22 protein-coding genes and 1 tRNA gene are annotated in these 25,861 nt (G+C 56.1%); 13 read left to right on the top strand and 10 right to left on the bottom strand.

Annotated features, from left to right (window positions below):
* Window positions 1-10: 10 nt before the first annotated feature.
* From CRI93_RS07420 to CRI93_RS07400, 5 genes are read right to left on the bottom strand one after another with little or no spacing between them, the layout of a single operon-like run.
* Window positions 11-1,291, bottom strand: coding sequence for a DNA sulfur modification protein DndB (locus tag CRI93_RS07420; protein ID WP_098061995.1), 1,281 nt, complete (start codon window positions 1,289-1,291; stop codon window positions 11-13).
* Window positions 1,288-1,767, bottom strand: coding sequence for a GIY-YIG nuclease family protein (locus CRI93_RS15125; RefSeq protein ID WP_141491613.1), 480 nt, complete (start codon window positions 1,765-1,767; stop codon window positions 1,288-1,290). The genes CRI93_RS07420 and CRI93_RS15125 overlap by 4 nt, the downstream gene beginning before the upstream one ends.
* A gap of 27 nt (window positions 1,768-1,794) precedes the next feature.
* Entirely contained in the window at window positions 1,795-2,676 is an 882-nt protein-coding gene (locus CRI93_RS07410; protein WP_098061993.1) for a phosphoadenosine phosphosulfate reductase family protein, read from the bottom strand.
* Window positions 2,673-6,248 carry a hypothetical protein gene (locus tag CRI93_RS07405; RefSeq protein WP_141491612.1) on the bottom strand — a complete coding sequence of 1,192 codons (3,576 nt, stop codon included), beginning with the start codon at window positions 6,246-6,248 and terminating at the stop codon, window positions 2,673-2,675. Before CRI93_RS07405 ends, CRI93_RS07410 begins: the two co-directional genes overlap by 4 nt.
* A gap of 17 nt (window positions 6,249-6,265) precedes the next feature.
* Entirely contained in the window at window positions 6,266-7,165 is a 900-nt protein-coding gene (locus CRI93_RS07400; RefSeq protein WP_098061991.1) for a DUF4007 family protein, read from the bottom strand.
* Between the two features lie 202 nt (window positions 7,166-7,367).
* On the opposite strand from CRI93_RS07400, the gene CRI93_RS07395 reads away from it, so the two are divergent.
* The 6 genes from CRI93_RS07395 (at window position 7,368) to CRI93_RS15600 (ending at window position 11,896) form a co-directional block, all read left to right on the top strand.
* Window positions 7,368-8,351, top strand: coding sequence for an HNH endonuclease (locus CRI93_RS07395; protein ID WP_098061990.1), 984 nt, complete (start codon window positions 7,368-7,370; stop codon window positions 8,349-8,351).
* Between the two features lie 215 nt (window positions 8,352-8,566).
* On the top strand, window positions 8,567-8,926 hold the full coding sequence (locus CRI93_RS07390) for a DUF4870 domain-containing protein (RefSeq protein ID WP_098061989.1): 360 nt from the start codon (window positions 8,567-8,569) through the stop codon (window positions 8,924-8,926).
* A gap of 91 nt (window positions 8,927-9,017) precedes the next feature.
* Window positions 9,018-10,988 (top strand): CASTOR/POLLUX-related putative ion channel, encoded by a 1,971-nt coding sequence (locus CRI93_RS07385; protein WP_098061988.1) that lies wholly within the window; start codon window positions 9,018-9,020, stop codon window positions 10,986-10,988.
* Window positions 10,989-11,243: 255 nt separating this feature from the next.
* Window positions 11,244-11,316 (top strand) — tRNA-Asn (locus tag CRI93_RS07380).
* Between the two features lie 306 nt (window positions 11,317-11,622).
* Window positions 11,623-11,817, top strand: coding sequence for a GIY-YIG nuclease family protein (locus CRI93_RS15605; protein WP_217992511.1), 195 nt, complete (start codon window positions 11,623-11,625; stop codon window positions 11,815-11,817).
* On the top strand, window positions 11,765-11,896 hold the full coding sequence (locus CRI93_RS15600) for a hypothetical protein (protein WP_342752081.1): 132 nt from the start codon (window positions 11,765-11,767) through the stop codon (window positions 11,894-11,896). The genes CRI93_RS15605 and CRI93_RS15600 overlap by 53 nt, the downstream gene beginning before the upstream one ends.
* Window positions 11,897-12,874: 978 nt before the next feature.
* On the opposite strand, the gene thyA is transcribed toward CRI93_RS15600, so the two are convergent.
* A complete protein-coding gene (gene thyA, locus CRI93_RS07370) occupies window positions 12,875-13,750 on the bottom strand; it encodes a thymidylate synthase (protein WP_098061987.1) in 876 nt (291 codons plus the stop codon).
* A gap of 91 nt (window positions 13,751-13,841) precedes the next feature.
* Here thyA and CRI93_RS07365 point away from each other — a divergent pair, with 91 nt between their 5' ends.
* Window positions 13,842-14,120 (top strand): hypothetical protein, encoded by a 279-nt coding sequence (locus CRI93_RS07365; protein ID WP_098061986.1) that lies wholly within the window; start codon window positions 13,842-13,844, stop codon window positions 14,118-14,120.
* Between the two features lie 6 nt (window positions 14,121-14,126).
* Here the strand turns inward: CRI93_RS07365 and CRI93_RS07360 are convergent, their stop codons facing one another.
* Both CRI93_RS07360 and CRI93_RS07355 read right to left on the bottom strand, forming a co-directional pair.
* Entirely contained in the window at window positions 14,127-16,751 is a 2,625-nt protein-coding gene (locus CRI93_RS07360; protein WP_176521764.1) for an ATP-dependent helicase, read from the bottom strand.
* 50 nt (window positions 16,752-16,801) lie between these two features.
* On the bottom strand, window positions 16,802-17,182 hold the full coding sequence (locus CRI93_RS07355) for an ApaG domain-containing protein (RefSeq protein ID WP_098061984.1): 381 nt from the start codon (window positions 17,180-17,182) through the stop codon (window positions 16,802-16,804).
* Window positions 17,183-17,469: 287 nt separating this feature from the next.
* Between CRI93_RS07355 and CRI93_RS07350 the strand changes: the two genes are divergently transcribed.
* The 3 genes from CRI93_RS07350 to CRI93_RS07340 all read left to right on the top strand — a co-directional run bounded on the left by CRI93_RS07350 (window position 17,470) and on the right by CRI93_RS07340 (window position 21,168).
* Entirely contained in the window at window positions 17,470-19,374 is a 1,905-nt protein-coding gene (locus tag CRI93_RS07350; RefSeq protein ID WP_098061983.1) for a 2-oxoacid:acceptor oxidoreductase subunit alpha, read from the top strand.
* A gap of 46 nt (window positions 19,375-19,420) precedes the next feature.
* Complete coding sequence (locus CRI93_RS07345; RefSeq protein ID WP_098061982.1) at window positions 19,421-20,596, top strand: thiamine pyrophosphate-dependent enzyme; 1,176 nt, start codon at window positions 19,421-19,423, stop codon at window positions 20,594-20,596.
* Between the two features lie 155 nt (window positions 20,597-20,751).
* Window positions 20,752-21,168: a DoxX family protein gene (locus CRI93_RS07340; protein WP_098061981.1), complete on the top strand. Its 417-nt coding sequence runs from the start codon at window positions 20,752-20,754 to the stop codon at window positions 21,166-21,168.
* A gap of 18 nt (window positions 21,169-21,186) precedes the next feature.
* Here the strand turns inward: CRI93_RS07340 and CRI93_RS07335 are convergent, their stop codons facing one another.
* A complete protein-coding gene (locus CRI93_RS07335; protein WP_098061980.1) occupies window positions 21,187-21,702 on the bottom strand; it encodes a DUF192 domain-containing protein in 516 nt (171 codons plus the stop codon).
* Between the two features lie 125 nt (window positions 21,703-21,827).
* Between CRI93_RS07335 and CRI93_RS15120 the strand changes: the two genes are divergently transcribed.
* The 3 genes from CRI93_RS15120 (at window position 21,828) to CRI93_RS07320 (ending at window position 25,355) form a co-directional block, all read left to right on the top strand.
* Window positions 21,828-22,709 (top strand): hypothetical protein, encoded by an 882-nt coding sequence (locus CRI93_RS15120; protein ID WP_141491611.1) that lies wholly within the window; start codon window positions 21,828-21,830, stop codon window positions 22,707-22,709.
* 58 nt (window positions 22,710-22,767) lie between these two features.
* Window positions 22,768-24,003: a lipase family alpha/beta hydrolase gene (locus CRI93_RS07325; protein WP_098061978.1), complete on the top strand. Its 1,236-nt coding sequence runs from the start codon at window positions 22,768-22,770 to the stop codon at window positions 24,001-24,003.
* A gap of 116 nt (window positions 24,004-24,119) precedes the next feature.
* A complete protein-coding gene (locus CRI93_RS07320) occupies window positions 24,120-25,355 on the top strand; it encodes an outer membrane protein assembly factor BamB family protein (protein WP_176521763.1) in 1,236 nt (411 codons plus the stop codon).
* Between the two features lie 94 nt (window positions 25,356-25,449).
* Here the strand turns inward: CRI93_RS07320 and CRI93_RS07315 are convergent.
* Window positions 25,450-25,861 (bottom strand): DUF192 domain-containing protein (locus CRI93_RS07315; protein ID WP_141491610.1); only part of this gene is annotated, 412 nt, incomplete at its 5' end.

The raw sequence follows: 25,861 nt of genomic DNA, 5'->3' as shown, positions 1-25,861 counted from the left end.
CCGACATGCTCTAGATGTACTTCGGTACCTCCACATCGCTTTCAGGCTGGTTGTAAAGACCTGCAAGTTCACTGCGTATTTCATCTTCAGTCGACATAGTCCGAAACCGTGAGAGATCCCCACCTAAAGAGAAAAGTGCAAGCCGCGTTGCAGCACGTTGATTCTCGCGAGATGTGACCATACGTTTGTTGGCATTATCCCATAGGAGACCTTGCCAGGGCGAGTTTTCAAGCGACATCGGGAGTTGAGAAATACGAGAAATTGCAGATTGCAGCGAAAGATCAGAGTCTTCTCGAAGATAACGTACTACATTGAACACCAATAGGAGACCGACCGGCCGAAACAACAGGTGTCCTCCATGTTCGCTGTTTCTATACTGAAGTGCCATATCCTCTGATACTGGAAGGTTAGCATACTCTTGAAGCGCATCAATTTCGTCGCACAACATATCATAGGCTCTCATACACAGATCCGTAAGCTCTCGGATCTTTTCATCTTCAGGCCTGACTTTTTTGTACTCATCCCAATCTGGATTGGATCTATCCCTGAGCAATATATCCAAAGAATCGTACAATGCAACCAGAGACGTAAAGCTTTTATTATCAGAAGTATGTATAGCTTTTGTCTTATTTAATGCAGTGTTATTTTTCAATAGAGGATGGATTTCGATCAATTTTCGTGTGGATATTGCAACCACATCATCCTCATCTAAAGCTATAGCTTCGTGTTTACTAACAGGGTTTGCATATCTATTAAGCGTAGTAAAGAGCCGTCTCGTTCTGCGCCTACCCTTTTCACTTCTTTTATGACCTACAAATATTGCAGATATTTCTTCTTTTTTTATGTCTTTATTACCTTTACTTATTGCCTCTCTTATTCCAGCGACTCTGTGTTGCCCATCAATAGCAAATAGTGTTTCGCTTCCATCAAGTACTAGCAAACCAAAGATTCCTTTTAAGCGTTCTGGTATCGTGATATTACTTCCTGGTAAAGGCATATCCCCAATTTCTACCTCATACCAGTTAGGAACACCTCCATAGACACCTATCACAAAAGAGTTAAAAAATCTTTGGTCTTGAGTTTCAAGATAGCGCTTAATCTTAGGTGCTCTTTTCTCATCCAGTAATTCCCGTTGAATCATTTCCCCTAAAGAGTTCCCTTCATGTATCTCTTCTGCTACATTTACACGCTCGTAGACATCTTCCATGGTTAGAGAAGCTGAGTAATAGACCCAGTCTCCCATGAATGAGCGAAGTGCAGGTACGATAAGTGTTTCGTCTGATCTACTCATGGTCCGAATGCTTTTTGCGGTTGACCTACGCTAGCGTCCATAGCAATGTTGTATGGAGGCCTAAATGCATTAATCATGCTATCTTGGACTTCTTCTTTTCTCTCCTGACATACTTTTATATAATAAAATTTTACAAATCCTTTCCACATGAAAAGAAGTTTTCGAATCATAGGTCTTCCTTTCTCTTCGTCTACCTCTAGCAAGTATTCTGAGAATCTACGCTGTAGATCTTTAGTCTCCCCCACATACATCAAGTAACCACAAGACGGGTGGCATGCAATATTAGGCTCAACTATTAGGTTGTATACTCCAGATTTATTTGGTATGTTTGATTTGTTTTCCTTCTTCAAAGGTTTCTGGTTCCATTCGCAGCTATGCTCCTCATTGTAAGCTCTCCATGCTTCAGGGAGAAGCGTGAAATCTTGTTTGTGCGCAGCAATCTCTTTGCCTCTGCTAATTAAATCGTTAGTATCCATCTTCAGTTGTACTCTAGCGGCTTATCATTACAAGTGACAAATATTACACCCCTTGCCATCATCCTCTAAGTCCCGGACTTCGTCCTCGAAGTAGAGGCTCATCAGGGAGCGGTTGGACATATTCTGTTTCAGCCGCTCTCTTCGTTGTTCAGCCCGCTCTTTAATCTCCTCAATGCGCTCTGGGTCTTCCAGTTCGTCGAGCGATTCGGTATCCGACCAGGTGAAGGATTCTCCGGTCTCTTCGTCTACCTTCTCATACTCTTTTGCTTTCTCGAAGAACTCAGGGTGGTTCTCCTTGAGACCAACCCACTCGCTCCTGCGCTGAAAGAAGCAGAAGTAGCATCCGCTTCGGGAGCGCCAGTCGTAGTACTCAGGTCGTCCCATGCCGCTGTCTTCCAATATACGGTAGATGTCCTCTTTTACGAGGCCATCTTCTCGAAAAGGAAAGACCGAAGTGATGTTGTCTTTGGTGCTGATGTATCCCTCACGGTCTTCGTCGGCCCGAATGCCCACATAGTTGATAACCGGATCATCACCAATATAATTCTCGAACGGCTTAATCTTCAAGTTGCGTGTGCACCAACGCATGTTGGCACTGGGCAAGAAGCCACCGTATAGTTCTAAGTAGTGGTCGAAAGGTGTCTTGCCGGGTGGTGAGTCGGCCTGCAGGCGCTCTATAGGTTTTCCGAGCTTCGTCTCCAAACGATCCAGGTATTCGTAGGTCTCTTCAAGCTCAGTGCCGGTGTCGCAGAATACAAACTCAACGTCTTCCAGCGGCTCGCGCGGCTCTGCTTCCGTTTTGCCGAGATGCTTTTGCCACCGATTGGGCTCACGTAGGTATATGGCCAGCGCAGAGCTGTCTTTACCACCGCTGATTGCTATAATATGCCGTGTTTCAGAATCGCTCATGATTGGAGATCTGCTTCAAGTTCAGAAGTCAACGAGGTGTCCAAGTCTTTGCTCAACCGCTGGATGAGCTTCCCAAGAGCGGCCAAATCGATCTGTGTATCTCTACTGCCCACATTCGATGCTGATTCAAGTGTGTATTCCAACTCATCAGCAAGCTTATCAACAGTCTGTTGGTCATCAGGCTGGATCTGGACGACGGTCTCTTGCTCGTCCTCACCCAATGTAGTAATCCCCAACCGTATCCGAATAAGATTGCACTTGGGCTGCTTACGCGACTGATTTTTTTCCGGCTTGTCTCCAGTACTCGAACCACTCTCAAACACCAGCGGCTCGCGATTGCGAAACTTGCGGGCCGTCTGGACGAGTTCTGCGCTAAATCGCTCAAAATCATCATCGAGCCACTTCACCGGCGGTTTGCCGGTCAGTAGCGTAGCAATGGATTCGTACCAGGCCTGCGTATCCATCATTTCGTTTGTGGCCCGAATTACAAAGGCCTTTAATTCATCGTCAGAGACATGCGGCTCCAGGGTCTGGGCCCGCTCGGAGATCTCATGGCGCTGTTCCTCAACGGTGTCTCCTCGGGTTTGGAATGATTTGGCAACCCGCTCTTGGATAATGCGGATAAGCTGATCGTATGCTCTGGTAATTTCACGCAGCGCTTGCTGCAATCCGGTAACAAAAGACTGGATCGCCTCCTCATTGACGTCTTCAGACGAAAGGAAGGAATCTACTGACGTGTTGAGCGCCCTCGGAAGCTCATCAAAAAGTAGAGTGGTCGGATCCGTAGCTCTGTACAGGGCCTCTCGAACGGCAAGCGCCTCTTCAGACATGCGCGACGTCTTTCGGACATAGGGCGGGAGGCCGTGTATTTCGCGCAGAATCCTGAGGACAACGGGTAGCGGTTTCCGGTCATCATCGGCAAGCCCAACCAATGGGGCCAGGTGCTCAAGCACATCACGTCGCGGGCCTTCTATAGTTACCTGCTGCATCTCGAACTTAGACGGGGTTTTGAGCAAGCGCTCAATCATTCCGTAGTCGATCTGCTGGAGAAAGGTGCCATTCTCATAGAAGGCAATCTCGTCTTCATTAGCCTTGAAGTAGGCAAACAAAAATACTGGTGTAAGTCCAGCCCGCATTCCATACGGGCGTTTTGCTAACTCATCAAAGAACGTGTCAACCGTTACAGGCTTTCCGCTTGCTTCGCGAAAGCACTCCTCGATACGATTCCATACCGCATAGCATCCAGGCTTTTCTTCTTTGTACGGATGAGTAAAGTACCACGTCCCGTCGTCTCCTTCACGATGCATGCCCGTTGCTTGCACGATAGAGGCATAAAGGCCATATTCTGCAGGTGTCCCCTCAATACCCAGGCGGTTTTTGTCGGGAGCGCGTCCTTCCTCCTCGTTGCCTGTCGTCATTGCTTCGAGCAGTTTCTTCTGCCCTCGAACAGCACTTGGGGACGGCTCACGGAGATTCAGTAGTTCATTCCAGATCTCGGGCACGTCGGGAAAGGCCTCGTCGCACGCTTCGGAGAAAATACTTTGCAGGTGGCGTTGCCCTTCAACCCGAAGAGTCGCACCCTTATGGATCCATGTACACGGGTTCTGGCCCGACTCATTTGCAACGAGTAGGCGACTAAGCGACGCGTCTACACGCTGTTCGAGATCGGCCTGTCGCTCTCGTAGCTCACGACGGGCTGTGGCATCTCCGTTCAGTTCCTCAACATTTTTGCCAACCCACTGAAGGCATTTGAGCTCGTAGACAATATCTCGAAGTCGGCTAACACCTTCCGGAACGGCAAAGAACAACAAGGTGTCTTCCGCCTCACTTTTTAGGGCCTGGACAAGCTCTTGTCGGTCGGTATTGCGGTCTGGTAAAACGTAGACGATATATCCGTCTGCTTCAGGTGTTGCCCCTTCGAGCGTAGCTTCCCACATATTGCTTGCACTGTAAAGCACTTCAAACACTCGCGTCGTGCCTGTTTCATAGGAGTGCCGATGGGCCGCTACAGGAGAAGGAGGTACGACTTCGGTAAGCAGATCAGCGAGAGGAACGTCAGGAGAAACCTGTGCCCGTGCTTTTTCAACTTCCTCTTCTATGTCGATATCACTTCCCTGCCATACGATATAACTGTCGCTGTATTTTCGGTAGGCGATCACCCGTTCATCAATGAGACGACTGAGCTCCTTTTCAACATCTTCTGTGGGCGCATCCATCGAGGAACAGATTAAATCAGTCGTGGCCTCCAGTCCGGCCATTTCGCCCGCAAAATTGAGAAGCGCAATCTGTTTGAGCACCGGTTGGGATAGCGGTGTCACGTCCTTCATGCGCCCGAGGGCTGCCTCCGTTTCAGCCCATAGCTTGCTCGTATTTTGATTGAATAGAGTCGCCCCCAATGTTGTCATCAGGTAGTCATAGAGATGGTCAAGCCGATATAACGGCAGGTCTGAGGCCGGTGCCTCCTCACCGACTTGAGCCATGATATCCAGGAAGCCGTTTGGCTCGCTGGAAGAGAGAAAGGCAAACAGTGAGCGCTCATTTTGAGCAAGTCTTCTGAAGAGTGGACCGACCAGCAACGAAACGAGAGGGTGCAGAGGGAGCGTTTCATACAGTAGCTCCCGTGTCTCTGATACGTCAAACCGCTTTGGCAGTTGTGCAGCTGCCACAACATCATCAACAAGCAATTTGCTTTTGCTACTCAATGCACTACGGTCTACCTGAACGGCGTTGGCAAGTAGTTGAAGCGTTGCGTCCGTAGGCTCCACGTATGCAATGTCCTCAAAGCGCCCTTGCACCTTTTGCCACTCCTCACGCTGGGTTTGGTCAAGGTCGCTCGCGTACCGTTCAAAGGACTGGTGCAAGATCGTTGTTAGGAAAAGCGACGGCTCATCTTCCTTGACCGTCCGTGCCGCTCGCTCAGCGAGTTGCTGAAGCACAAAGATATCCCCTCGGTCGGGATGAAGGGCTGCATATTCCAGCAGTTTTCCAAGTTCGTCAATAACGATGAAGAGCCCATCACCTCCGCTGCTCTGAACACCACGAGACGCACGGAGGAAAAGGTCAAGTGTGGTCTCTCCAGAGAGGTCTTCCTGGTGGATTGCCTCTTCGATTTCCTTAGACAAGCCGAGCAATTCTTCACGCGTATCCTCATCGGCATCCACTTGCTCAGCAAATGAAGGCAGCGCTGCTGCGAGCCCTTCCAGAAGTGCGGTGTTCAACGGCTTTCGTGCTCCGCCTACCAGCACGGGACAGAGCGGCGTTTCTTGAAGAGGCTTGAATGATATGGCAAGCTCTTCGTTTTCTTTGCGAAGATGATCTATTGCGTTTGAATTTCCCCGTGCTATATGAGACGCAAACAACGCAAAAGCACTCTTTCCGCCTCCGTATGGACCGGTAAGGGTCCAACTACGCTCCGTGCGATCTCCCTGAATCGATGCTCCTATTTGGCGAAGCACCTTCTGGGCCGTAGGGGTTACGATGTAGCCGTCAATTTCCGAGGCGTCGTGGAAATCACGTACAAGATCTACGCTTCGCTTGAACTGTCCTCGAATAGATACTGGAAGGTCTTTCATAGAACTAAGCCGTTGCGTTAAGCTATTGCGTGATGGGCATGCGTGTAGTAGCGATCAAGCACATCTGCTGCCGTCATGCTCTCATCATGCCGGAAGAGTTGGCGATTTCCCGCAGAGTCTCGATACGTGAATGGAGGATTCGGCCAGCTTTCTGCTTCCGTGAGCAGGTCGAATGCTCGGTTCTGCGCCACCTTGAAAATACGTCCGGGGCTTCCTCCTTCTTCCAAGACCTCCTCAATTGAGATTGACTTTGTATCGCCATGCTTCATACTCCAAAACTGGAGCACTGCGTAGACGAAGATTTCCGCCGGCAATGAGGGTTGCAAACCTCGCCGGAAGTGATACACCCCACTCGTATCGTGAATTAGCCCTAACTCTACGAAAGGACTCCCCGGTGTCTCAAGGTGGTTTCGGCGAGAGCGTCGACCCGCATACGTACTCAAGAGACACTTTAAGTCGCGCTTCAACGTCGAGTTAGCAGGCAGTCGCATATCATTTTTCTCAGCCCAGTCCTCAAAGGGAGGGCGTACAGTACCGATTTCAATGCCACGTCCTGCCCAATGGGCAAACACAAAATGCCACAGCGGTGAGGGTTCGGGCGCTGCACATAGTTTCCAGTGTAAGAGCCATGCTGTGCCAACATCTTCCAGATAAGGATCCCATCCTTTTTCTCCCAAGAGCTGATGCCCAAAGTCAGTGGGTGTATATCCCCCCGTCACATCAGGGTCACTTTCAAGCACCCCACAGGCCAACCCCCAATGGCGAATGGACCGGACCATATTTTTACCAACCCCAAATCTGGCAATAGCTTGGTCAGAATTGAAAATATCAGACTTCTTACTTGCTTCATCAAAAGCTTTTTTCAGCCAATTGAAGCGAAGCGGGAATGTCTCGTGACCGGAGAAAGATACACGCATAGTGAGCTTTGGACAGAGAAGGAAGCTTTTATTCTTTACTGGAGAAGCTCTCCAGCAAGAGCTAAGTTTAGCATAGGTTAGATTTGATTGAAACACAAGACCGGATCACATCTTTCTTCGTTCTTATGATTGTGCTTGTATCCGAATCGGTCTTTTGATAGGTTCAAAATCAAGCAGACCTGCCATTTGTTTTTATATCCTCATGTCAGACATTGACTTGTACGTCAGTAAGATTCAGAATCTGAGGCGCGACAAAAACAGAGACAGGTACCCTTCTGCTACTCGATATGGAGCCCCCCACAAGCCTATTCTTCTACTCTCGGTTCTCGACTTGATCGAAGAGGGGCAGCTCCCGAAGAACCATATTCGCCTCACACCCGATTTGCACGACTTATTCAGATCGTACTGGGAGGATGTCATGTCAGAGGAGAGACGGCCGAATATTGCAATGCCGTTCTTCCATCTAACAGGAGATAACTTTTGGCATCTGATCCCGGCTGAGGAGAGCAAGCCTATTTTAGAGGCAGGTAAACGTCTGCGCTCTATCCGCGCGCTCCATGACCACACAGAAGGGGCTCGCTTAGACGACGAGTTGTTCAGTTTGCTTCAGGGCAGTGAAAACCGTGATGTGCTACGCGCTACACTTATCGAATCTTACTTTTCTAAATCCGCACGGTCTGCGGTCCTGGAACGTGGACAAATAAATGTGCGATCCTTCAAGTACAGCAAAATCCTGCTCCAACAGCCTCATCACAGTCCGTCTCCTCAAGATGACAGTGACGCTTCAGAAGCTTTTCCCGATCCTGTTCGAGATCAGGGATTTCGCCGCGCAGTAGTTGCTGCATACAACCATCGGTGCGCTGCAAGCGGTATCCGTATTCTAACAGCAGACAACCGCACGGCGATTGATGCTGCACACATTGTGCCGTGGAGCATATCGCATAACGATTCTCCCCGAAATGGTATTGCACTCAGCAAGCTTTGCCACTGGGCTTTCGAACAGGGCCTGATGACTATATCTACAGATTACAGGATTCGACTGTCTTCAGAACTCTCTGCAAGCTATAACTCGCCCGGCTATTTGGGCACCTTAGACGAACGCCCTATTCATCTGCCAGACGATCGTGGTCTACATCCTGACCCAGAATATCTGAGTTGGCATACCAAGAAGCGCTTCAGGTCTTGAGTATAGTTAGATCTACTTGTGCGTGGCGGCGTGCGGGGCGTGATTCCGGGGCGGGCGGATTATTCAGATGCCGCGTAGCCATCTTGTCCGCGTTGCGGTTCACATCCGCGCGCTTGTTCACGCAGCGTTGACTTTACTCATAGTGACCAATATACTTTGAACCATAGCATGGCCGTAAATTATCAACATTTATATTCTAATCCGCTGTAGGCAATATGGATACTCCCAATTCCCCCATCTCAGATGACGAAAACAAATTAGCAATCGTCAGCCATCTGCTGGCGTTCTCTACGTTTATTATCCCGTTTGGAAATATCCTGGGCCCGCTGGCCATCTATCTGATCAAAAGAGACGAATCGGACTACGTGCGTCATCATGCGGCTGAGGCGCTCAACTTCCAGATCAATATGACCATTTATGGTGGAATATCGGCGCTTCTCATTTTTGTGTTGGTCGGGTTTATCCTTCTGCCGATCGTCCTTGCCATCGATGTGATACTGACGATCGTGGCTGCAGTCCGGGCCTCCAACAATGTCTGGTACACCTATCCCCTCACCATCCGATTTATTGATTAGACGGAGGCAGCGGACTGCACATCACGCTGTGCTTTTGTACGTTGGGCGTGTTCGATTACGCCCCGTAGTACGTTCCTTGTAGCTTTGTTGCATGTCGCGCTCCCGTATTGCTCGCTGGCTGCTGTTCCGACTGGAGCGCTGGATCCAGCATGGATGGCTCGCCCAGCTTACCGTTGCGGCCACGCTCGTCGTCTTGATTGCAGGCATCGGGGGACTGACGGCATGGGGGACCACCGATGCCTTCGATCATCCGCTTGTTGCTATCTGGTGGGCGTTTTTGCGCATGACCGATCCGGGGTATCTGGGGGATGACCAGGGCGCGATGCTGCGCACCGTGTCAGTGGCCGTGACGATGGCCGGCTATGTCCTGTTTATGGGCTCGCTCGTGGCCATTATGACGCAGGGGCTGCACCGCCGCATTGCGACGCTGGAGCGCGGCCTTACGCCTATTGCGGCCCGCGGGCACGTCGTTATTCTGGGGTGGACCGACCGGACGCTCGACCTGATGCGCGAGCTGGTGATCTCACGGGGACGCGTTAAGCGCTTCCTGAAACGGCGCGGCCTCCGGTCGCTGCAACTTGTCATTCTGGCGGAAGAGATTACGGCGGCGCGGCGGCAGGAGCTCGCTGAGCATGTCGGGCGCATGTGGGATGTGGATGACATTGTGTTGCGATCGGGCCGTGTCTTGGATGCAGATGCCCTGGCCCGCGTCGACGCTCGACAGGCGGCTACGCTCATCATTCCGGCGCTGCGCTCGGCCTCGCTCGACCGCCTCGCCACCGATACCCGCGTGGTGAAGACGCTGATGACGCTGCGTGAGATGCCTGCTGAAACAGAGACGCTTCCCACCATCGTGGCCGAGTTCACGCAGCCGGACAGCCAGTCCGTGGCCGAGTCGATGACCGGGGCGGCGCTGGAGCCGGTGGAGAGCGATCGTACGCTGGCGCGGCTGCTCGCGCAGACCACGCGGCATCCGGGGCTGGCGGTGCTCTACCACGAGCTGCTGTCGAACGATCGTGGCGCGGCGCTCTACGTGCAGACCAGCACGCACCTCGACGGACGCTCGGCCTATGAGGCTGCGGCGTGGTTTCCGTCAGCTACGCTCGTGGGGGTGATACGCAGCTCTGGGAACGAGGCGCACACCCACCTGAATCCGCCCCCTGACTTCCAGCTGACTCCGGGCGACCGGCTCGTGCTGCTTGCCCATGCATACGACGACACCCTCCCGCAGCCGCCCGAATCAGCGATCCCTGAGCCGCCGTCGCTCGTCCCCCCTGCTCCCTCGTCGCGCACGACCTCTGAGCAGCGCATTGTCTGCTTCGGGTGGAGCGCGCAGGTCGTGTCGCTGATTCAGGAGTACAGCAGCTACGCCACGCCCGTGCATCTTACCGTGGTGTCGATCGTCTCCACAGCCCGCCGACGCGAGATGCTCAACGAACTGACGCTGCCTGATCATGTGCAGATTGTGCATCAGGGGGGCGATTACACGCGGGCCGCGGTGCTGCGCAGGCTGGACGTGGCGGCTTATGATACGGTGGTGCTGGTGGGAAGCGACCGCTTTGCTTCGGGCGAGGAGGCCGATGCGCGCACGCTCATGGGCCGGCTCATGGTGCATACGCAGATCGCCTCGTGCGCAACGCCCCCTGCTGTCGTCGTGGAGCTGATGGACGCCGCCAATGCGCCCTTGCTCCGCGACTATCCAGGCGATGTGATTGTATCGCCCGCTCTCATGAGCCGTATGCTGGCTCAGGTAACACTCCGCCGCGAGCTGGGAGGCGTTATGAGCGAACTGTTCGGGCCTGATGGAGCGGAGATTGCCTTTCACGCTGCATCGCGCTACGGACTTTCTTCCGACACCGAGCACACCACCCACGCCCTGCAGCGCGCCGTGGCGACCCATCATGGAACGCTCCTGGGGATACGGCACGGTACCGCTGCCGACCGCACTCTTCATCTGAATCCCCCCAACGACACCACGTGGACCCTCGACGCAACCACCGAACTGGTTGTTTTGGCAACCGATACCGCAACCGACAACGCCCTTCACACCTCTTCCTCTTGAAATACAGGTCAAGCCCTTGACCTGACGCACAAAAAGGGCTACCATGCGTGTGCCCACTGGGAACTGCCTCCCATGCGTGGCATTGATAACGACCGCAACGCACGGGACGCCCTGTGCAGTGCGGCCCACGCGGAGCCTCATCCGCGCACAGTCGCACTTGGTAGCTCAATCAGCGTAACATGCGGCTGTTATCCCGACCACTGTCGGGATGCGGGTTCGAGCGACACACGCAATACGCAACACACGACTTAACATTCCTCGGTAGCTCAATTGGTAGAGCATGCGGCTGTTAACCGCAGGGTTGCTGGTTCGAGTCCAGCCCGGGGAGCTTTTTTGTTTGGTAGGCCGCACCTGCATGAGCGGCTGTTATCCCGACAGCCGTCGGGATGCGGGGTCGAGTCCAGCCCGGGGAGCTTTTTTGTTTGGTAGGTCGCACCTCTCTCCTCCAACGCCGCATGTGCGGCTGTTATGCCGACAGCGGTCGGCACGCGGGGTCGAGTCCAGCCCAGGACACTTTTTGTTTGTAGATATGGAGCCGCACGCAGTTGAGCGTGGGGCTCCTTCTAATTTGAATCTGTGTGCGTAGCGAGGCATGCTGTCTTAGCCGAGCATACGTCCAATCTGATACGTCAAGATGGCCACGCCCCACGCGCTCTACATTCTTCAGTCGGAGGCGGCTGATCGCTTCTATGTGGGACGGTCCAGCAACCCCGAACGTCGCCTTCAGCACCAGCACCGGATTCACCGCGCGGTACCGCCCGTGGCGTCTTGTCTTTGTGGAGTGGTTTTCCACCAAGCACCAGGCCATCGCTGCCGAGCAACTGGTTAAGCGTTGGAAGAGCAAAAAGATGACGCGCTACGTAGTTGAGGGACGAATCAACCTTAAAGAACGATTGGAAGCCCTGTGACAGTTGGCTGTTATGCCGACCGCCGTCGGGATGCGGGTTCGCGTCCAGCCGGGGAGCTTTTTGTTTGATAGGCTGCACCTCTCTCCTCTAACGCCGCATGAGCGGCTGTTACCCCGTTCGCCTCCGCCGGAGACGTCCTTCCGACCGCTGTCGGAATACCAGTCTCCGGCTACAGGCCCATTCCTTCCATCACTTAGCATTGAACCGCTACCATAAAGATTAACACCTCGTCGCATGGCTCCGCCGTGCGACGTGCGCCGTACAGGGGCTCTGCCCCACCGACCTTGCTTATCACATCTGCATCAGTTTTGTACGAGGGCCTGAGATGGGGATGGGAGTTCATATCCCTCCACGGGCTCAGGCTTTTGATGAGTAGGTAGTCGCTAATCTTAGAGAGATCGATGTTGGCAGGAGAAGCATAGAGCCCATATCAGCGGCACCAACGGCGCCTTTTGTGGGATTAGCTGCCGTATACTACAACGCTCGCCCACAGGGATTTTCCATAGCTGGGGACGCGAGCGATAGCTGTTTCAGGCTTCCGCTTGCATCTTCTCTTGCATCATGCCAATCATCTTTCGATGGATCTACAGACGGCCTGGACGGGGCGGAGCCCCTAAACAACTGCGTCACAAGGCAGAGCCTTGCGACGAGCGGGACCGGAGTCGGGTTGGAGTTGCAGAAGCGTTCTCCTCATCGCGCGGACGGGGTGACTTGTGCCGAACGCTATTGGCACCGTCGGGGCACCAGCAACGACCCCCTTTCAGACGCTATCACTTCGAACGGAGCAACTGCACCAAGCAGGTGCGGAGTCCTGGCACGAGGAAAGTGACTGCTGAACGTTAAGGAGATGGTTCGACTCTCGGCTCCTTCGTCGCCTTCCGCTCACCATGACAGGCTCCGGTCGAGGATGATTGCAGGGCAACCATCAAAATAGAGGATTGACAGAGCACCCGGGTATGCCCTCAATGCCCGGTCTCCTCACACCGCAATGGGCGCGGGCAATGCCGGGTGGTGGGTGTAATCGTGCAGGTGGATGTGCTCCGGCGTGTAGTCGAAAAGCGAGGGCGCTGTGTCCACGGTAAGCGTAGGGAGCGCATACGGCGTGCGCTGAAGCTGCGTGCGCACCTGCTCCCGGTGATTCTCGTAGATGTGGCAGTTGCCTCCGCTAAAATGCAGCATGCCCGGCGCATAGCCCGTCTGATCGGCCAGCAGATGCGTGAGGAGCGCGTAACTGGCCATGTTGAACGGCAGCCCCAGAAACGAATCCACCGAGCGCTGCTGCCACATGAGCGAGAGGCGGTCGGGGCCGTCGGGGACCGACTCCACGTGGCACTGGAATGCGTAGTGGCAGGGCGGCAATGCCATTGCATCCACCTGTGCGGGATGCCAGGCGCTTACCAGATGGCGCCGCGAGTGCGGGTTGAAACGCAGGCCCTCCACCAGCCGCGCCAGCTGATCCACTCCGTCAAAGTTGCGCCACTGCTTGCCGTAGACCGGCCCCAGCTCGCCCCACTCGGCAGCAAAGTCGGCGTCGTCGCAGATGCGCTGCTCGAAATCGTCCTGCGAGATCGCCTCGCCCGTGGCCTCACGGTAGCGCCGCAGCGGCCAATCGGTCCAGATGGAGACGCCCTGCTCCACAAGCGGACAGATGTTGGTGCCGCCGTCCAGGAACCACAGCAGCTCGGCCACAATGCCGCGCATCCACACGCGCTTGGTTGTGAGCAGCGGGAAGCCCTGCTGCAGGTCGAACGACAGGTGCGCGCCGAATACGCTGAGGGTGCCCGTGCCCGTGCGATCGGGCGTGCGCGTCCCCTCGTGCAAAATGCGCGACAAATACGACAGGTAGGTCTGCATGCGAATCCGCCGGAAGGAACGTGATTTTGAATGCGAAGGTAGAGGCCATTACTCTTATCATTCTAACCACCACGCATCCGAATCGCCCGCTATGGATCCTGATATTCCATTAAATAAGCATCTCAAGCAGGCCGTCAACCACCTGAACAAGGTGCTCAACTACGCGCCCATGGTCGCCGAAGGGCGCACGGCCACCGTGCATCTTACGCCGCAGGACTGGCACGTGGTGGCCGATGCGCTCTTCAAAATGGACAAGCCCGAGGGCGCCCTGCCCGATGCAATCGACGACTACGGGCTGGCCGACCAGAACGAGGTCATTACGCTGACCACACCGGACTACGATATCCGCATCGAAATGGTGGCGGCGTAACCGAACTTACGCATCAACAAGTGCCGTAAGCGCCGCCTTGCCCCGCTTGTACGCGGCTGACTCCACCTGCATGAGCATGTTGGTTTGGTCGGATACGGAGGCGGTGTCTTCGGTATCGGGGAGCGTCTCAGGCGTGGAAGTCTCTGCCGGCTCCACCGCTCGGTTTTCGACGTGAAGGTAGAGCGTTTTACCGGAGTTGGATCGCCGTTCGAGGTGTCCCCGCATCTCGCTCCACGCGGCGCCGCCTACTCCCGCCACGTCGTCTTCGGTGAGCGTAGCACTGCGCTCCAGGGCCACGCGCCCCACAGGCCGCTGCTCGCCGCCGGTCTCCTGATAGACGTGGACCGGCCCCGCGTCGGTGGGCTGCGATGCAAACGTAAACGGCGCATCAGGATGCACGAGCACATCGGTGTGTGTAACGGCCACCGGAAGCAGTTCGCCCTCTGCAAGCGGGTTCGCACGAGCACGCTTGCGGAGCTGCTCTGCCCGACGCTCCGCCGCTGCAAGCTGTGTACGTAGCGCCTGACGCTGCGCATCGGACGGCGTCCACCACGTGTCCAGTGTCCCACCCAGCTGCAGCGCGCCCAGACTTACGCAGACGGCCACCGCATCAGCCGGAGTGAGTTCGTCCGGCGGCATCTCAATGACGCGGCGTAGTGTGTTGCACTGTGCAATGGCCGTTTCTGTGCGCGCCTCCGTCAGAAACGGCGAGGGCGCCTCCTCGTCATGACGCGACAGGTAGAGCGCCTCCTGAGCCCGCGTCACCGCTACGTAGAAGAGCCGCCGCTCCTCTTCCGGCACCGATTCTGGCCCCGCATTAGCACGCGTGGGCAGCGTGCCGTCGTTGCAGCCGGGCACAAGCACCACGGGCCACTCGCCGCCCTTGGCGCGGTGGATGCTGCAGATGGACAGCGCATCGGAACTGGGCCCGCGCTCGGGACGGTTAAACGAGATCTGCGCGATTTTGTCGAGGAGCGCCTGCGTGGTGGCGTGCCCCTGCGCAAACGTGGCCAGCGAATGGGCCGTCTGGATGCGCCGGTCCGCGATCTCGGTAAACGCGCTGCGCTCGCGGATGTACGCTTCGTAGTCGAGCGCATCAATCAGCCACGACACCGTTTCATGAGCGGGCTGGTCGAGGCGTGCTACGAGTCCGTCGATCGTGTCGGTAAATGCATCTACATTCTCGACCGTGTTGTCGTGCATTGCATCAGTGCGCAGGGCCAGCACATCGAGCAGCGACACCTTGTCGCGCAGCGCCGTTGTGCACACGCGCTCCACAAGCGCGCTACTCACGTAGCAATTGGGCTCGCGGAGCAGCTTTTTGAAGCGCTTCACGTAGTTGCGTGCGTTCCGGCGATCGCGAAACCAGCCCTTCTCGCGCACGGTGCGCTCCAGCGTAGCCCAGTACAGGTAGCGCGTTAGCACTTGCACTTCGTGCCGCAGGTAGAACGGCTGACTTCCCACAATGCGATACGGCACCTCCGCGTCAATAAGCTGCTGCTCCAGCAGCGGCGTCTGCGCATACTGCCGCACCAGCACAACCATATCGTCGGTGGGCGTGCCGTTCTGAAGATGCGTGTGTATGGTGGATACGACATACTCCGCCTCCTCCTCGGGCGTATCGCACACCGCAAGGTCAGCGGTGCCCTGCACGCCCCGCGTGAGGTGGATGCGCTTGCTGCGGCGCTGCTCGTTGTACTGGATGACCGCATTCGCGAGGGTCGTCTGCTGCGCGTGCGAGCGGAAGTTCTTGTGCAAAACGTACTCCTTGGCATCGTACGTCTCCGCAAAATCGAGGATGAACGCCGGGTTCGCCCCGCGCCAGGCGTAGATGCACTGGTCGTCGTCGCCAATCGCCATGTAGTTGCGATGCGGCACGGTAAGCACATCCAGGATCGCGTGCTGGGAGCGGTTCACGTCCTGAAACTCGTCCACAAGCACCTGCTCGTAGCGCGACTGCGCCTGCTCGCGCACGGTCTTGAACCGCATGAGCGCCTCCCAGCCCTCCATGAGCATGTCAGCAAAGGTGATCCAGCCCTCCTTGTCGCGCTCGGCCTCGGCGTAGCGGTAGAGCGTCAGGTAGTCCTCGTTGTCGTGCGTGGCCTGCTGGGCGTGCTCCAGCGCCCGGTCAGGCAGATGCGCCTGCTCAAGATCGGCGTAGCAGAGCTGGCCCTTCCACGTGGCAATCTGGTCCTCCAGATCGCTTGCGGTGATGCCCAGCATGCTCGGCTCGGTGTCTTGCTCGCGGGCCAGCTTTTGAAGGGCCCGCTGCGCCAGGTAGCGCCCCGCATCCGCCGGATTCACAGTCTGCTGCTCCAGGCGCGGCGGCAGATGCTTGGCTTCCTCGGCCTGCTGGATGAACTGGCGGCCCAGCGCATGCAGCGTCCGCGTGTCCACTCCGCGCACGCCTACACGCCGAATGCCCGCCTCCAGATCGTTGACGGTGGCCCGGCTAAACGAGCTCGCCAGAATCCGGGCGGGCGCTACGCCCTCTGCCTCCACCAGATGCCGAATGCGATGGACCATGGACGTGGTTTTGCCCGCTCCGGCCACGGCAAACACCAGGGCCGGTCCCTCATGATGGCGCACAATGCGCTGCTGGGCATCGGTCAGATCGGTGAAGCTGAGCATGTGGGAGAGGTGAACGAAGTGAGCAATACCGCCTGGAGCCAACTGGTGTGCTAATTCGCCGCAGCATGCAGCGGAAACGAGGGGAGCGCAATGCGCACGCGCTCGCCATTTGGAAGCTGAGCCAAGTAGTTGCCCTCCACCACTGCGTCGAAGCTGTGGACGGTGCATCGCTCATCGAGCACGTGCTTCTCACCTGCGGGGATGATGGGGCGCTCGCCCAAATCATCGCCATCCACGTCCTGCAACCGTCCATTGGCCTCCTGAATCGTACGGCGCTTACGGATCAGTTCCAGGTCGTCGGTGCCCCGGTTATGCAGATGCACCGCATAGCTGAATGCAAACTCCATCTCCATAAAACTCGACGGCGCATCCAGATACACCGGCCAAACATGCACCGTAACACCGTGGGTGGTAGCTGTGTAGGCAATCATATGAACTCATTTCGCATCCAACAAACGTGTGTAGCGCATTTACGCACGAACTCCGTGCCAAGGCACCGTTGTTGTGTTACGCATGCGTTACTCCTTGTTCATCTATCGGTGGATACGAGGGCAGAATTCACGGACCCAATGCTGGCGCTCGGGCTCCTGCAGCCGATCTGTTTCTTCACACGGCCTGCCCCATGCGCGCTGAACGCTCACCTGCAGGCAATGTACAAACCTATGTGCAGTTGATTTGCTGGCCGTCCCTCCCTCCGTGTTTTCCTTCTGATGGCGCCATGACTTCTCCTTCCGACCCCGCTGCTGATGCCTCCACGCGCTCCATCCCCGACGCCACCGTCCTCTTTGCGGGCGACTCAGGCGATGGGATGCAGCTTACGGGCGCGCAGTTCACACTCGCCTCAGCCTACGCCCGCAACGATCTGGCTACGCTGCCCGACTATCCGGCTGAGATCCGCGCACCCGCCGGTACCACCTATGGCGTAAGCGGATTCCAGCTGCACTTTGGCGCGGTGGACATCCATACGCCGGGCGACAAGGTGGACTTGCTTGTGGCCATGAACGCCGCAGCACTCAAGGTGCACCTGTCGCGGGTGCGTCCGGGCGGCACGGTGCTCGTGAACACCGACGCGTTCGCCCCGCGCGACCTGGAGCTGGCCGACTGGTCCGACGCTGACCCGCTACACGACGACACGCTCGACGGCTACGAGGTCATCGAAGTGCCGCTGACCACGCTCACCCGCGAGGCGCTGAGCGACACCGATCTGTCGAAGAAGCAGGTCGATCGCTCTAAGAACATGTTTGCGCTGGGGCTGACGCTCTGGATGTACTCGCGTCCGCTCGACCCGGCACGCGATTGGATCCGCAACAAGTTCAGCGACCGCCCGGTCATCCGCGATGCGAACCTGGCCGTCCTGAAGAAGGGCGCGCACTACGCCGAAACCATCGAAGCTATTGGCACGCGCTACCAGGTCGACCCCGCCGCCATGAAGCCCGGCACCTACCGCGCCGTTCGCGGGGCCGAGGCCACGGCACTGGGACTGGTCGCTGCCGCACATCAGAGCGGACGCTCCGTATTCTACGGGTCGTATCCGATTACCCCAGCCTCGGACATCCTGCACGAGATTAGCAAGCACAAGAACTTCGACGTGGCTACGTTCCAGGCCGAGGACGAGATTGCAGCGGTGGGTGCGGCGCTCGGCGCCAGCTTTGGTGGATCCATTGGCGTGTGCGGCACGAGCGGGCCCGGCGTGGCTCTCAAAACCGAGGCGATTGGGCTGGGCGTAATGACCGAGCTCCCACTCGTGATTGTAAACATGCAGCGCGGCGGGCCCTCCACCGGGCTCCCCACCAAGCCGGAACAGGGCGACCTCATGCAGGCTGTCTACGGACGCAATGGGGAGGCGCCACTCCCCGTGCTGGCCCCTGCTTCGCCCGGCGACTGCTTCTACATGGCGTACGAAGCCTGCCGCATCGCTACCACCTACATGACGCCCGTCATGCTCCTGGCTGACGGCTACCTGGGCAACGGCTCGGAGGCCTGGCGCATTCCTGCGGTTGATGACCTGCCGTCGTTTACGGTGGAAAACACCACCGAGCCCACCGACCGCAACATGATGACGGATGACGATGGCAATCCACAGTTTCTGCCATACGTCCGCGACGACGACACGCTGGCGCGTCCGTGGGCGGTGCCGGGCACGCCTGAACTGGAGCACCGGCTGGGCGGACTCGAAAAGGAGCACGAAACCGGCAACGTCTCGTACGACCCCGAAAACCACGAGCGCATGGTGAAACTGCGCGCGGAGAAAGTGCAGCGCGTTACGCAGTCCATGCCGCCGGTGCCCGTGCGTGGGCCGCGCCAGGGCTCGCTGCTGGTGCTGGGCTGGGGCTCTACGAAGGGCGCCATCGACGAAGCGGTGGACCGCTGCCACTCTGAGGACACGCCCGTAAGTGCGGCGCATCTGCGCTACGTGTGGCCGCTGCCTGCCGACCTGGAGGCGCTCGTTGACGGGTTCGACCGCGTGCTGGTGCCCGAGCTCAACAACGGCCAGCTCATCCGTCTGCTGCGCAATGCGTACGATGCCGAGTTCCTCCCCCTCAACAAGATTCAGGGACGGCCCTTCCGCGCTGCAGAAATCTGCACGGCCATCCGCGATGCCCTGACTCCGGTAGCCTCATAGCGCCTGTTTCACCGTTTCCCCTCTGACGCTGCTTCCGTTTTCTGCTATGGCCGACGCCTCTGCATCCTCCAATACCAACAACACCACGAAGCCCGCGGGCCCGCCCGGTGCGAAGAAACCAGCGGGACCTCCTGGATCCAAAAAGCCTGCGGGTCCGCCGGGGTCCAAAAAGCCCGATGGGCCTACGTTGCCGCCTGGATACGGGGGCGATGGCGGCGGGTGTGGGCTGAGCCGCAAGGACTTTTCAAGCGATCAGGACGTGCGCTGGTGTCCCGGCTGTGGCGACTATGCCATTCTGGCCACGGTGCAGCGCCTCTTGCCGGAGCTTGATGTGCCGAAGGAGAACACTGTGTTTATTAGCGGGATCGGCTGTGCCGGACGCTTTCCGTATTACATGGATACGTACGGGATGCACACGATCCATGGGCGCGCGCCGACCTTTGCCACGGGCCTGAAGTGTGCGAACCCGGAGCTGGATGTGTGGATTGTGACCGGCGACGGCGATGCGCTCTCGATTGGTGGCAACCACCTCATTCACCTGTGCCGCCGCAACCTGGATACGCAGGTCTTGCTCTTCAACAACAAGATCTACGGCCTCACGAAAGGGCAGTACAGCCCGACCTCGGAGGAGGGCAAGGTGACGAAGAGCACCCCGCACGGCTCCATCGACGCGCCGTTTAATCCGGTGGCTGTGGCGCTGGGGGCCGATGCCTCGTTCGTGGCCCGCACCATGGACCGCGACCCGAAGCACATGAAGGCGATGATGAAGGCATCACACGAGCACGCGGGCACGGCCTTTCTGGAGATCTACCAGAACTGCAACATCTTCAACGACGGTGCCTTCTTCGAATTCACCGAGCGCGGCACAAAGGCCAGCCGGGCGCTCTTTGTGGAGGACGGCGAGCCGCTGACCTATGCCAACGGCGAGCGTGGCCTCCGCCTGGACGGCCTCTCGCTTGAGGCGATTGACCTCACTACCGACCGCTGGTCTGTGAGCGACTGCCTGGTGTACGACGCCAGCAACCGCGAGATGGCGCATCTCATTGGCCGCATGTTCGACCAGCCCGACCTGCCGCGTCCCTTTGGCGTGCTCTATCAGACCGAGCGCCCCACCTACGAGCAGCAACTGCATGACCAGCTGGATGCGGTGCGCGCCGAGCGCGGCGACGGCGACCTGGAGACCTTGCTGCACAGCGGCGAAACGTGGACCATCGACGCGTGATACGCGCCTACAAACCATGCAGCCTGCGTGTGCCTGTCATGACACGTAACGATGTCACGAATACACGCGATTCCCGTTGGGGGATGCATTGCTGCTTTCCATTCGGCGTTGTACGTTGCAACGTATAATCTTTTTACACACCCCACTGATACCTTATGCTTATCAACCTCCCCGACCGTCTTCGTCCCCTTGCGTTCTTGCTGCTCCGCGTAGGCGCAGGCCTATACATGTTTCTGGGACACGGCCTCGGCAAAATTACGGCTGGACCGGAGCAGTGGACCGAGCTGGGCGGCACGATGGGGCTCATCGGCATCAGCTTTGCTCCTATGGTGTGGGGCTTGCTGGCGGCCCTGGCGGAAGGCGTAGGTTCATTGCTACTTACCGCGGGCTTTCTGACGCGCACCGCTGCGCTACTGCTCATGGGCACCATGGGCATGGCCACGACGATGCATGTTATGACCGGCAACGGCAACCCCGAAACCGCGGTGATCTACCTGCTCGTCTTTACGCTCTTCTTCCTGGCCGGACCCGGTGCATATAGCGTCGATGCCATCATGGGTAAGCGCCGGTAAGCACGGCAGCTTCCACGCCTACTCCTGGCGCGTCCACGCCAGGCGCTGCCCTTCGATGATACCGATGCGGTCGGCGTAGCCTGCGGGCACCTCCAGCACGTACTGCGCCGGCACGCCCGAGGTGACCTGCTCTTGCGAGTAGGGCGTGGTGTACTTTCTCATGGATACAATGCGCCGGTCCGCATCCGCAAAGATGATGTCGAGCGCCAAGGGCGTGTTTGCCATCCAGAAGCTCTGGGGGGCCTCCTGCTCAAACAGGAACAGCATGCCCGCGTCTTCGGGCAGCTCGGTGCGCTCCATCAGTCCGCGAGCGCGGGAGGAGTCTGTATCTGCAATCTCCACCGCAATGGTGCGCAGCGTGTCGCTCTCTTGCAGGATGTGCAGCGTGCCGTCGGGCCGAAACGGAATGGGGTCTTCGATGTCCTGCTCCGTGGTGTCTTGTTCAGTTCCAGACTCACCGGTGTCGCCATTCGAACTACAGCCAGTGAGCACGGTGCCGATTATTAGCACAACGCACAGCGGGAGCAGATACATAGGCAAAAAACACACACCAATGTTAAGATGATGCAAATCCATCGATTTCAATTTGAAATTGGAAAAAAAAAGAGAATACAGTGATTGTGAAGTAAGTTAGCATTCAACTTTTCTCTCTCTATCTCATGTCGTACGTACAATCTTCTTTTTTCTCTCTGGTTGTCCTTTCTGGACTGTTGCTCCTGCTTTCTGCTTGTGATTCCTCTACAGGTCTCATTGACTCAGAAACAGAGCCCGATGCTGATGTCGAAGCGCCATCAGCTGATGCGATAAGTTCTGGGCAAGGCAATGAACTGTCGTTCTCGATCGATTTTCACGGTGATGTTGCGCATTCGTATCAGCAGGGCAATACACCTCTTTTCGATGAGATTGCTGATGATCCAAGCGATCTTCGAGGACCAGATGGTGAAATTGAGTTCACTGGATCCGTGGGTAACGACGGATTAGGATCTTTCTCGTTGACTAACAGCAGTACTCAGATGTTGAGTAGCACTGCTGGCTCCCTTTATGAGAGCAACTTCTCGTATAGCTCTTCTAACGTTTACCGCGACTTTCAGGGAAGTACTTATTCGTGGAACCTGGATCAGGATCTGCATCCACACCTTGACGATGATGCACCTACTCGCTACTCCACTGCTCGGCAAGATTTGGTTGATGCCATTCTTTTAGATAGTGGTGACGGCGGAGACGATGACTGCACGACCTGTATCATTTCCGAGAAGAGCAATAGCGAAATACAGCGTCAGTTTGAATCGCAAGGGTACACCGTTGAGACGGTGAACACGCAGGATGTGAAGGTTTCGCGGTCTGTTGGACCTCGATCGGCCAGTATAGAAGTGGTGACGACGATCGACCGCCAAACTGGAGATGTTAAAGGCTCTGTGCTGAAGCGCAACGGCAATGTAGAGTCGCATTTCAACGTGGGTACGGATGCTCAGGGCTATCCAACCCTACAGTCGGAAATGATGACACTCCGTCCAGGACAGAACGCATTCAATCGACGATAAGCAGTTCTAATATCGTCCTTTCATAACTCTATAACGTTAAAATTAAGTACTGGTTAACATGAAACGCTTATTTACATTTTTATTGCTTGTGCTCTTTGCAAGCGGGGCACACGCTCAAGAGTCAGAAAACGTAACGTTTATCCATGGACTTGGGGGAACGTCCCTCTCTCTGCAAGAGGCAGACAACACACTATCTGACGACTTTCTCATCAACACGCGACGGCTCGGATATAGCTCGCAAAACGACATAGCTTCAATTGCCAGTAGTGAACGTGGCAATGTGCTTTCCAACAGCGTTGTGGTTGGCCACAGCATGGGGGGCATTGTGGCACGCGAGATGATTCGCAATGACGGATCTCAAAGTGACATTGATGCCTTGATCACAAGTGGAAGCCCACACGAAGGGGCCCTGATTGCAAATCAGCTCGCGAGTGGATCCGCACAAAACATGGCAGAAAACTGGGTCCTTGCTGTCTCTGAAGGCATAAGACGTGAAGTTGGATTTGATTTTGGTGTAGTTGCCCAGGCCTTATTTGACTACTTGGTTGATCGTGGCGCATTGGGGTATCTGGACTTCGAGATCGAGAACTATCAGTCCCGGGTCAGTGCATACACGGACCTTGAAGTTAACTCCAACTTCATGAATACGCTTAATGCAGATCCTGATGCGACACTTCCTCAAGCGCACTATGCGATTCACGGAGTGGATGAACGAAAAAGACACTTGAGTTTGGCTGCAAGTGCGATGGGTCAAAGCTATCAAAACGTAGATCTTTTGGCCTCTGGTCTCGGATTCAGGTTCCTTACAATAGGCTGGAAACGTCAAGCCACGGCCAATCAGTACTTCATGGAGTACAGTTCCACAGGGGATCTTTATGATTACGACTTGGCTCTGTATTACCAGTGGCTGGCGGAAGGACACTTCATTTCAGCCTGGTCGCTGCTCGTCTGGCAAGAAATCGACTGGGAACTGCTCACGCAGGGCTCCCAAGCCGGGGGCCCCAGCGATGCACTGCTGCCAAAATCAACGACGACGCCGGGTTTCGTTAGCGAAACGCGTGAGATTCAAGCATTAGGCGATGTCAATCACCTTGAGTTGCGGGATAGCCAAGAAGCAATAGAAAGCATAAGAGAGGCGTTTAGGAAACCTGATATCGATATTCCTGAGGCAGCTGATGATCCGCCTGAGGATGACCCGCCCCCCTACGAGCCTCCGCCGTATGAGCCTCCGGAGTGCGAAGATCCAACGGTCATTATCTGCGAGGCTACTACGCTCTCATCAGATAAAGAATAACTGTTATTTCACTCTCATCGCGGCGACGGTAGCAGAGGGAAAGCTCTGCTACCGTCGCGCGTTTTTGCTTATAAGCTTTATATACCAATGAAGTCAATTCTGCTATGTACTGCATAATGAAGCGCTTACAGATCGTTGTTGTGATTGCGCTTATCTTCCCCTTCTTGCTCGGCGGCGTATTCATTGGCTGTGACCTGTTTGGAGGGGCTAATGATGACGGGATAGAGCCGGGTGAGGTCGCATGGTGGCATGAGCATAATCAGTGGGAGGTGTACAAAACACAGCCTGCCATAAGCGAAGAACGCGCCTTTTTTGCTTCTGATGGGCATGTGCGAGCTTTCCACTTAAGCACGGGCGAGCTCATCTGGAAGAGTGATCCGTTGATCGGAGGAGATCGGCCACGATTCAGTTCTCACAAACTTCTGCGTGATGGAACTACCCTCTACGTAAACTCGCAACGTAATGTGTGGTCCTTGGACGCCTCCACTGGCCAACTGCTTTGGCAAACTCGTATTTCTGATTTTCAATCCATTAGACGGGCCAAGATGGCTGAAAACTCCACGCATCTTTTTCTTGGTGGAGCGGGAGAAGTCGTTCGTCTACGGAAAGATGATGGCACAGTGGATCTAAGAATTGAACTTGATCGCTTGTTGCACCCCGAAGCCGAGGAGCAACTGGCATACGATCCCGAAGTCTTCAACGATGACATGCTTGTCGTTCCCGCGTCGTACTTCTTTGATGGTGCCGAAGAGATTTACGGGAATGTATTTGCCTACGATGCCCATACGGGCGAATTGTTATGGGAGCATGAACTTCCGCTGAAGCGACGTCCTCGGCCCAACAGTTCTGACTCAACAACGATTGGTGCTGGAACCTATGGACTGGACATATCGGACGAGTATGTGATTGTGCCGTATGGCGCATCGGTTCGGGCTTTAGACCAACGCACCGGTGAGGTAATCTGGGATAACTTCCTTGAAGGGTATGGCTTCCATGCTGGAGCGACTATTGCCTATGATCGTGTCTACGTAGGATCTGGTTCAAATTCATCGTTGGCTGATCCGTCTGTGCTATCGCTTGATCTGCGTACCGGCGATCTGCTTTGGGCAACTCCAACTCCCCGGGGAACGCTTTCCACCATCATAGCTGCAAGTGATGATAGGGTGTATCTTAATAATTCGCTGGCAAACACCTTATATGTCATGGATGCATTCGATGGGGACGTCATTTGGGAGCGTCAAGCGCCCCGTGAGCTTAGTTCGAATGATGGATTCACAAGCCCCATTGCTGTTGGAGAAGACTACATGGTCGTCAATGGCTCCGATCGCGTCTTTGCATTCAAAAAGCCGTAGCTTCTTCGGCAGTGTTCTCTACATTCTCTACAAAAGAAATAGCTCTGGTATGTATCCGTAAGATCTTCTTCAAGGGCAAGCGCCGGTAGCACACCTACTCCCTGTTGCGAGTCCACGCGAGGCGCTGCCCTTCGATGATACCGATGCGGTCGGCGTAGCCTGCGGGCACCTCCAGCACGTACTGCGCCGGCACGCCCGAGGTGACCTGCTCTTGCGAGTAGGGCGTGGTGTACTTCCTCATGGATACAATGCGCCGGTCCGCATCCGCAAAGATGATGTCGAGCGCCAAGGGCGTGTTCGCCATCCAGAAGCTCTGGGGGGCCTCCTGCTCAAACAGGAACAGCATGCCCGCATCCTCGGGCAGCTCGGTGCGCTCCATCAGTCCGCGAGCGCGGGAGGAGTCTGTATCTGCAATCTCCACCGCAATGGTGCGCAGCGTGTCGCTCTCTTGCAGGATGTGCAGCGTGCCGTCGGGCCGAAACGGAATGGGGTCTTCGATGTCCTGC

Source organism: Longimonas halophila, from assembly GCF_002554705.1.
Classification (GTDB): Bacteria; Bacteroidota; Rhodothermia; order Rhodothermales; family Salinibacteraceae; genus Longimonas; species Longimonas halophila.
This window is presented reverse-complemented; position numbering and strand designations above follow the sequence as displayed.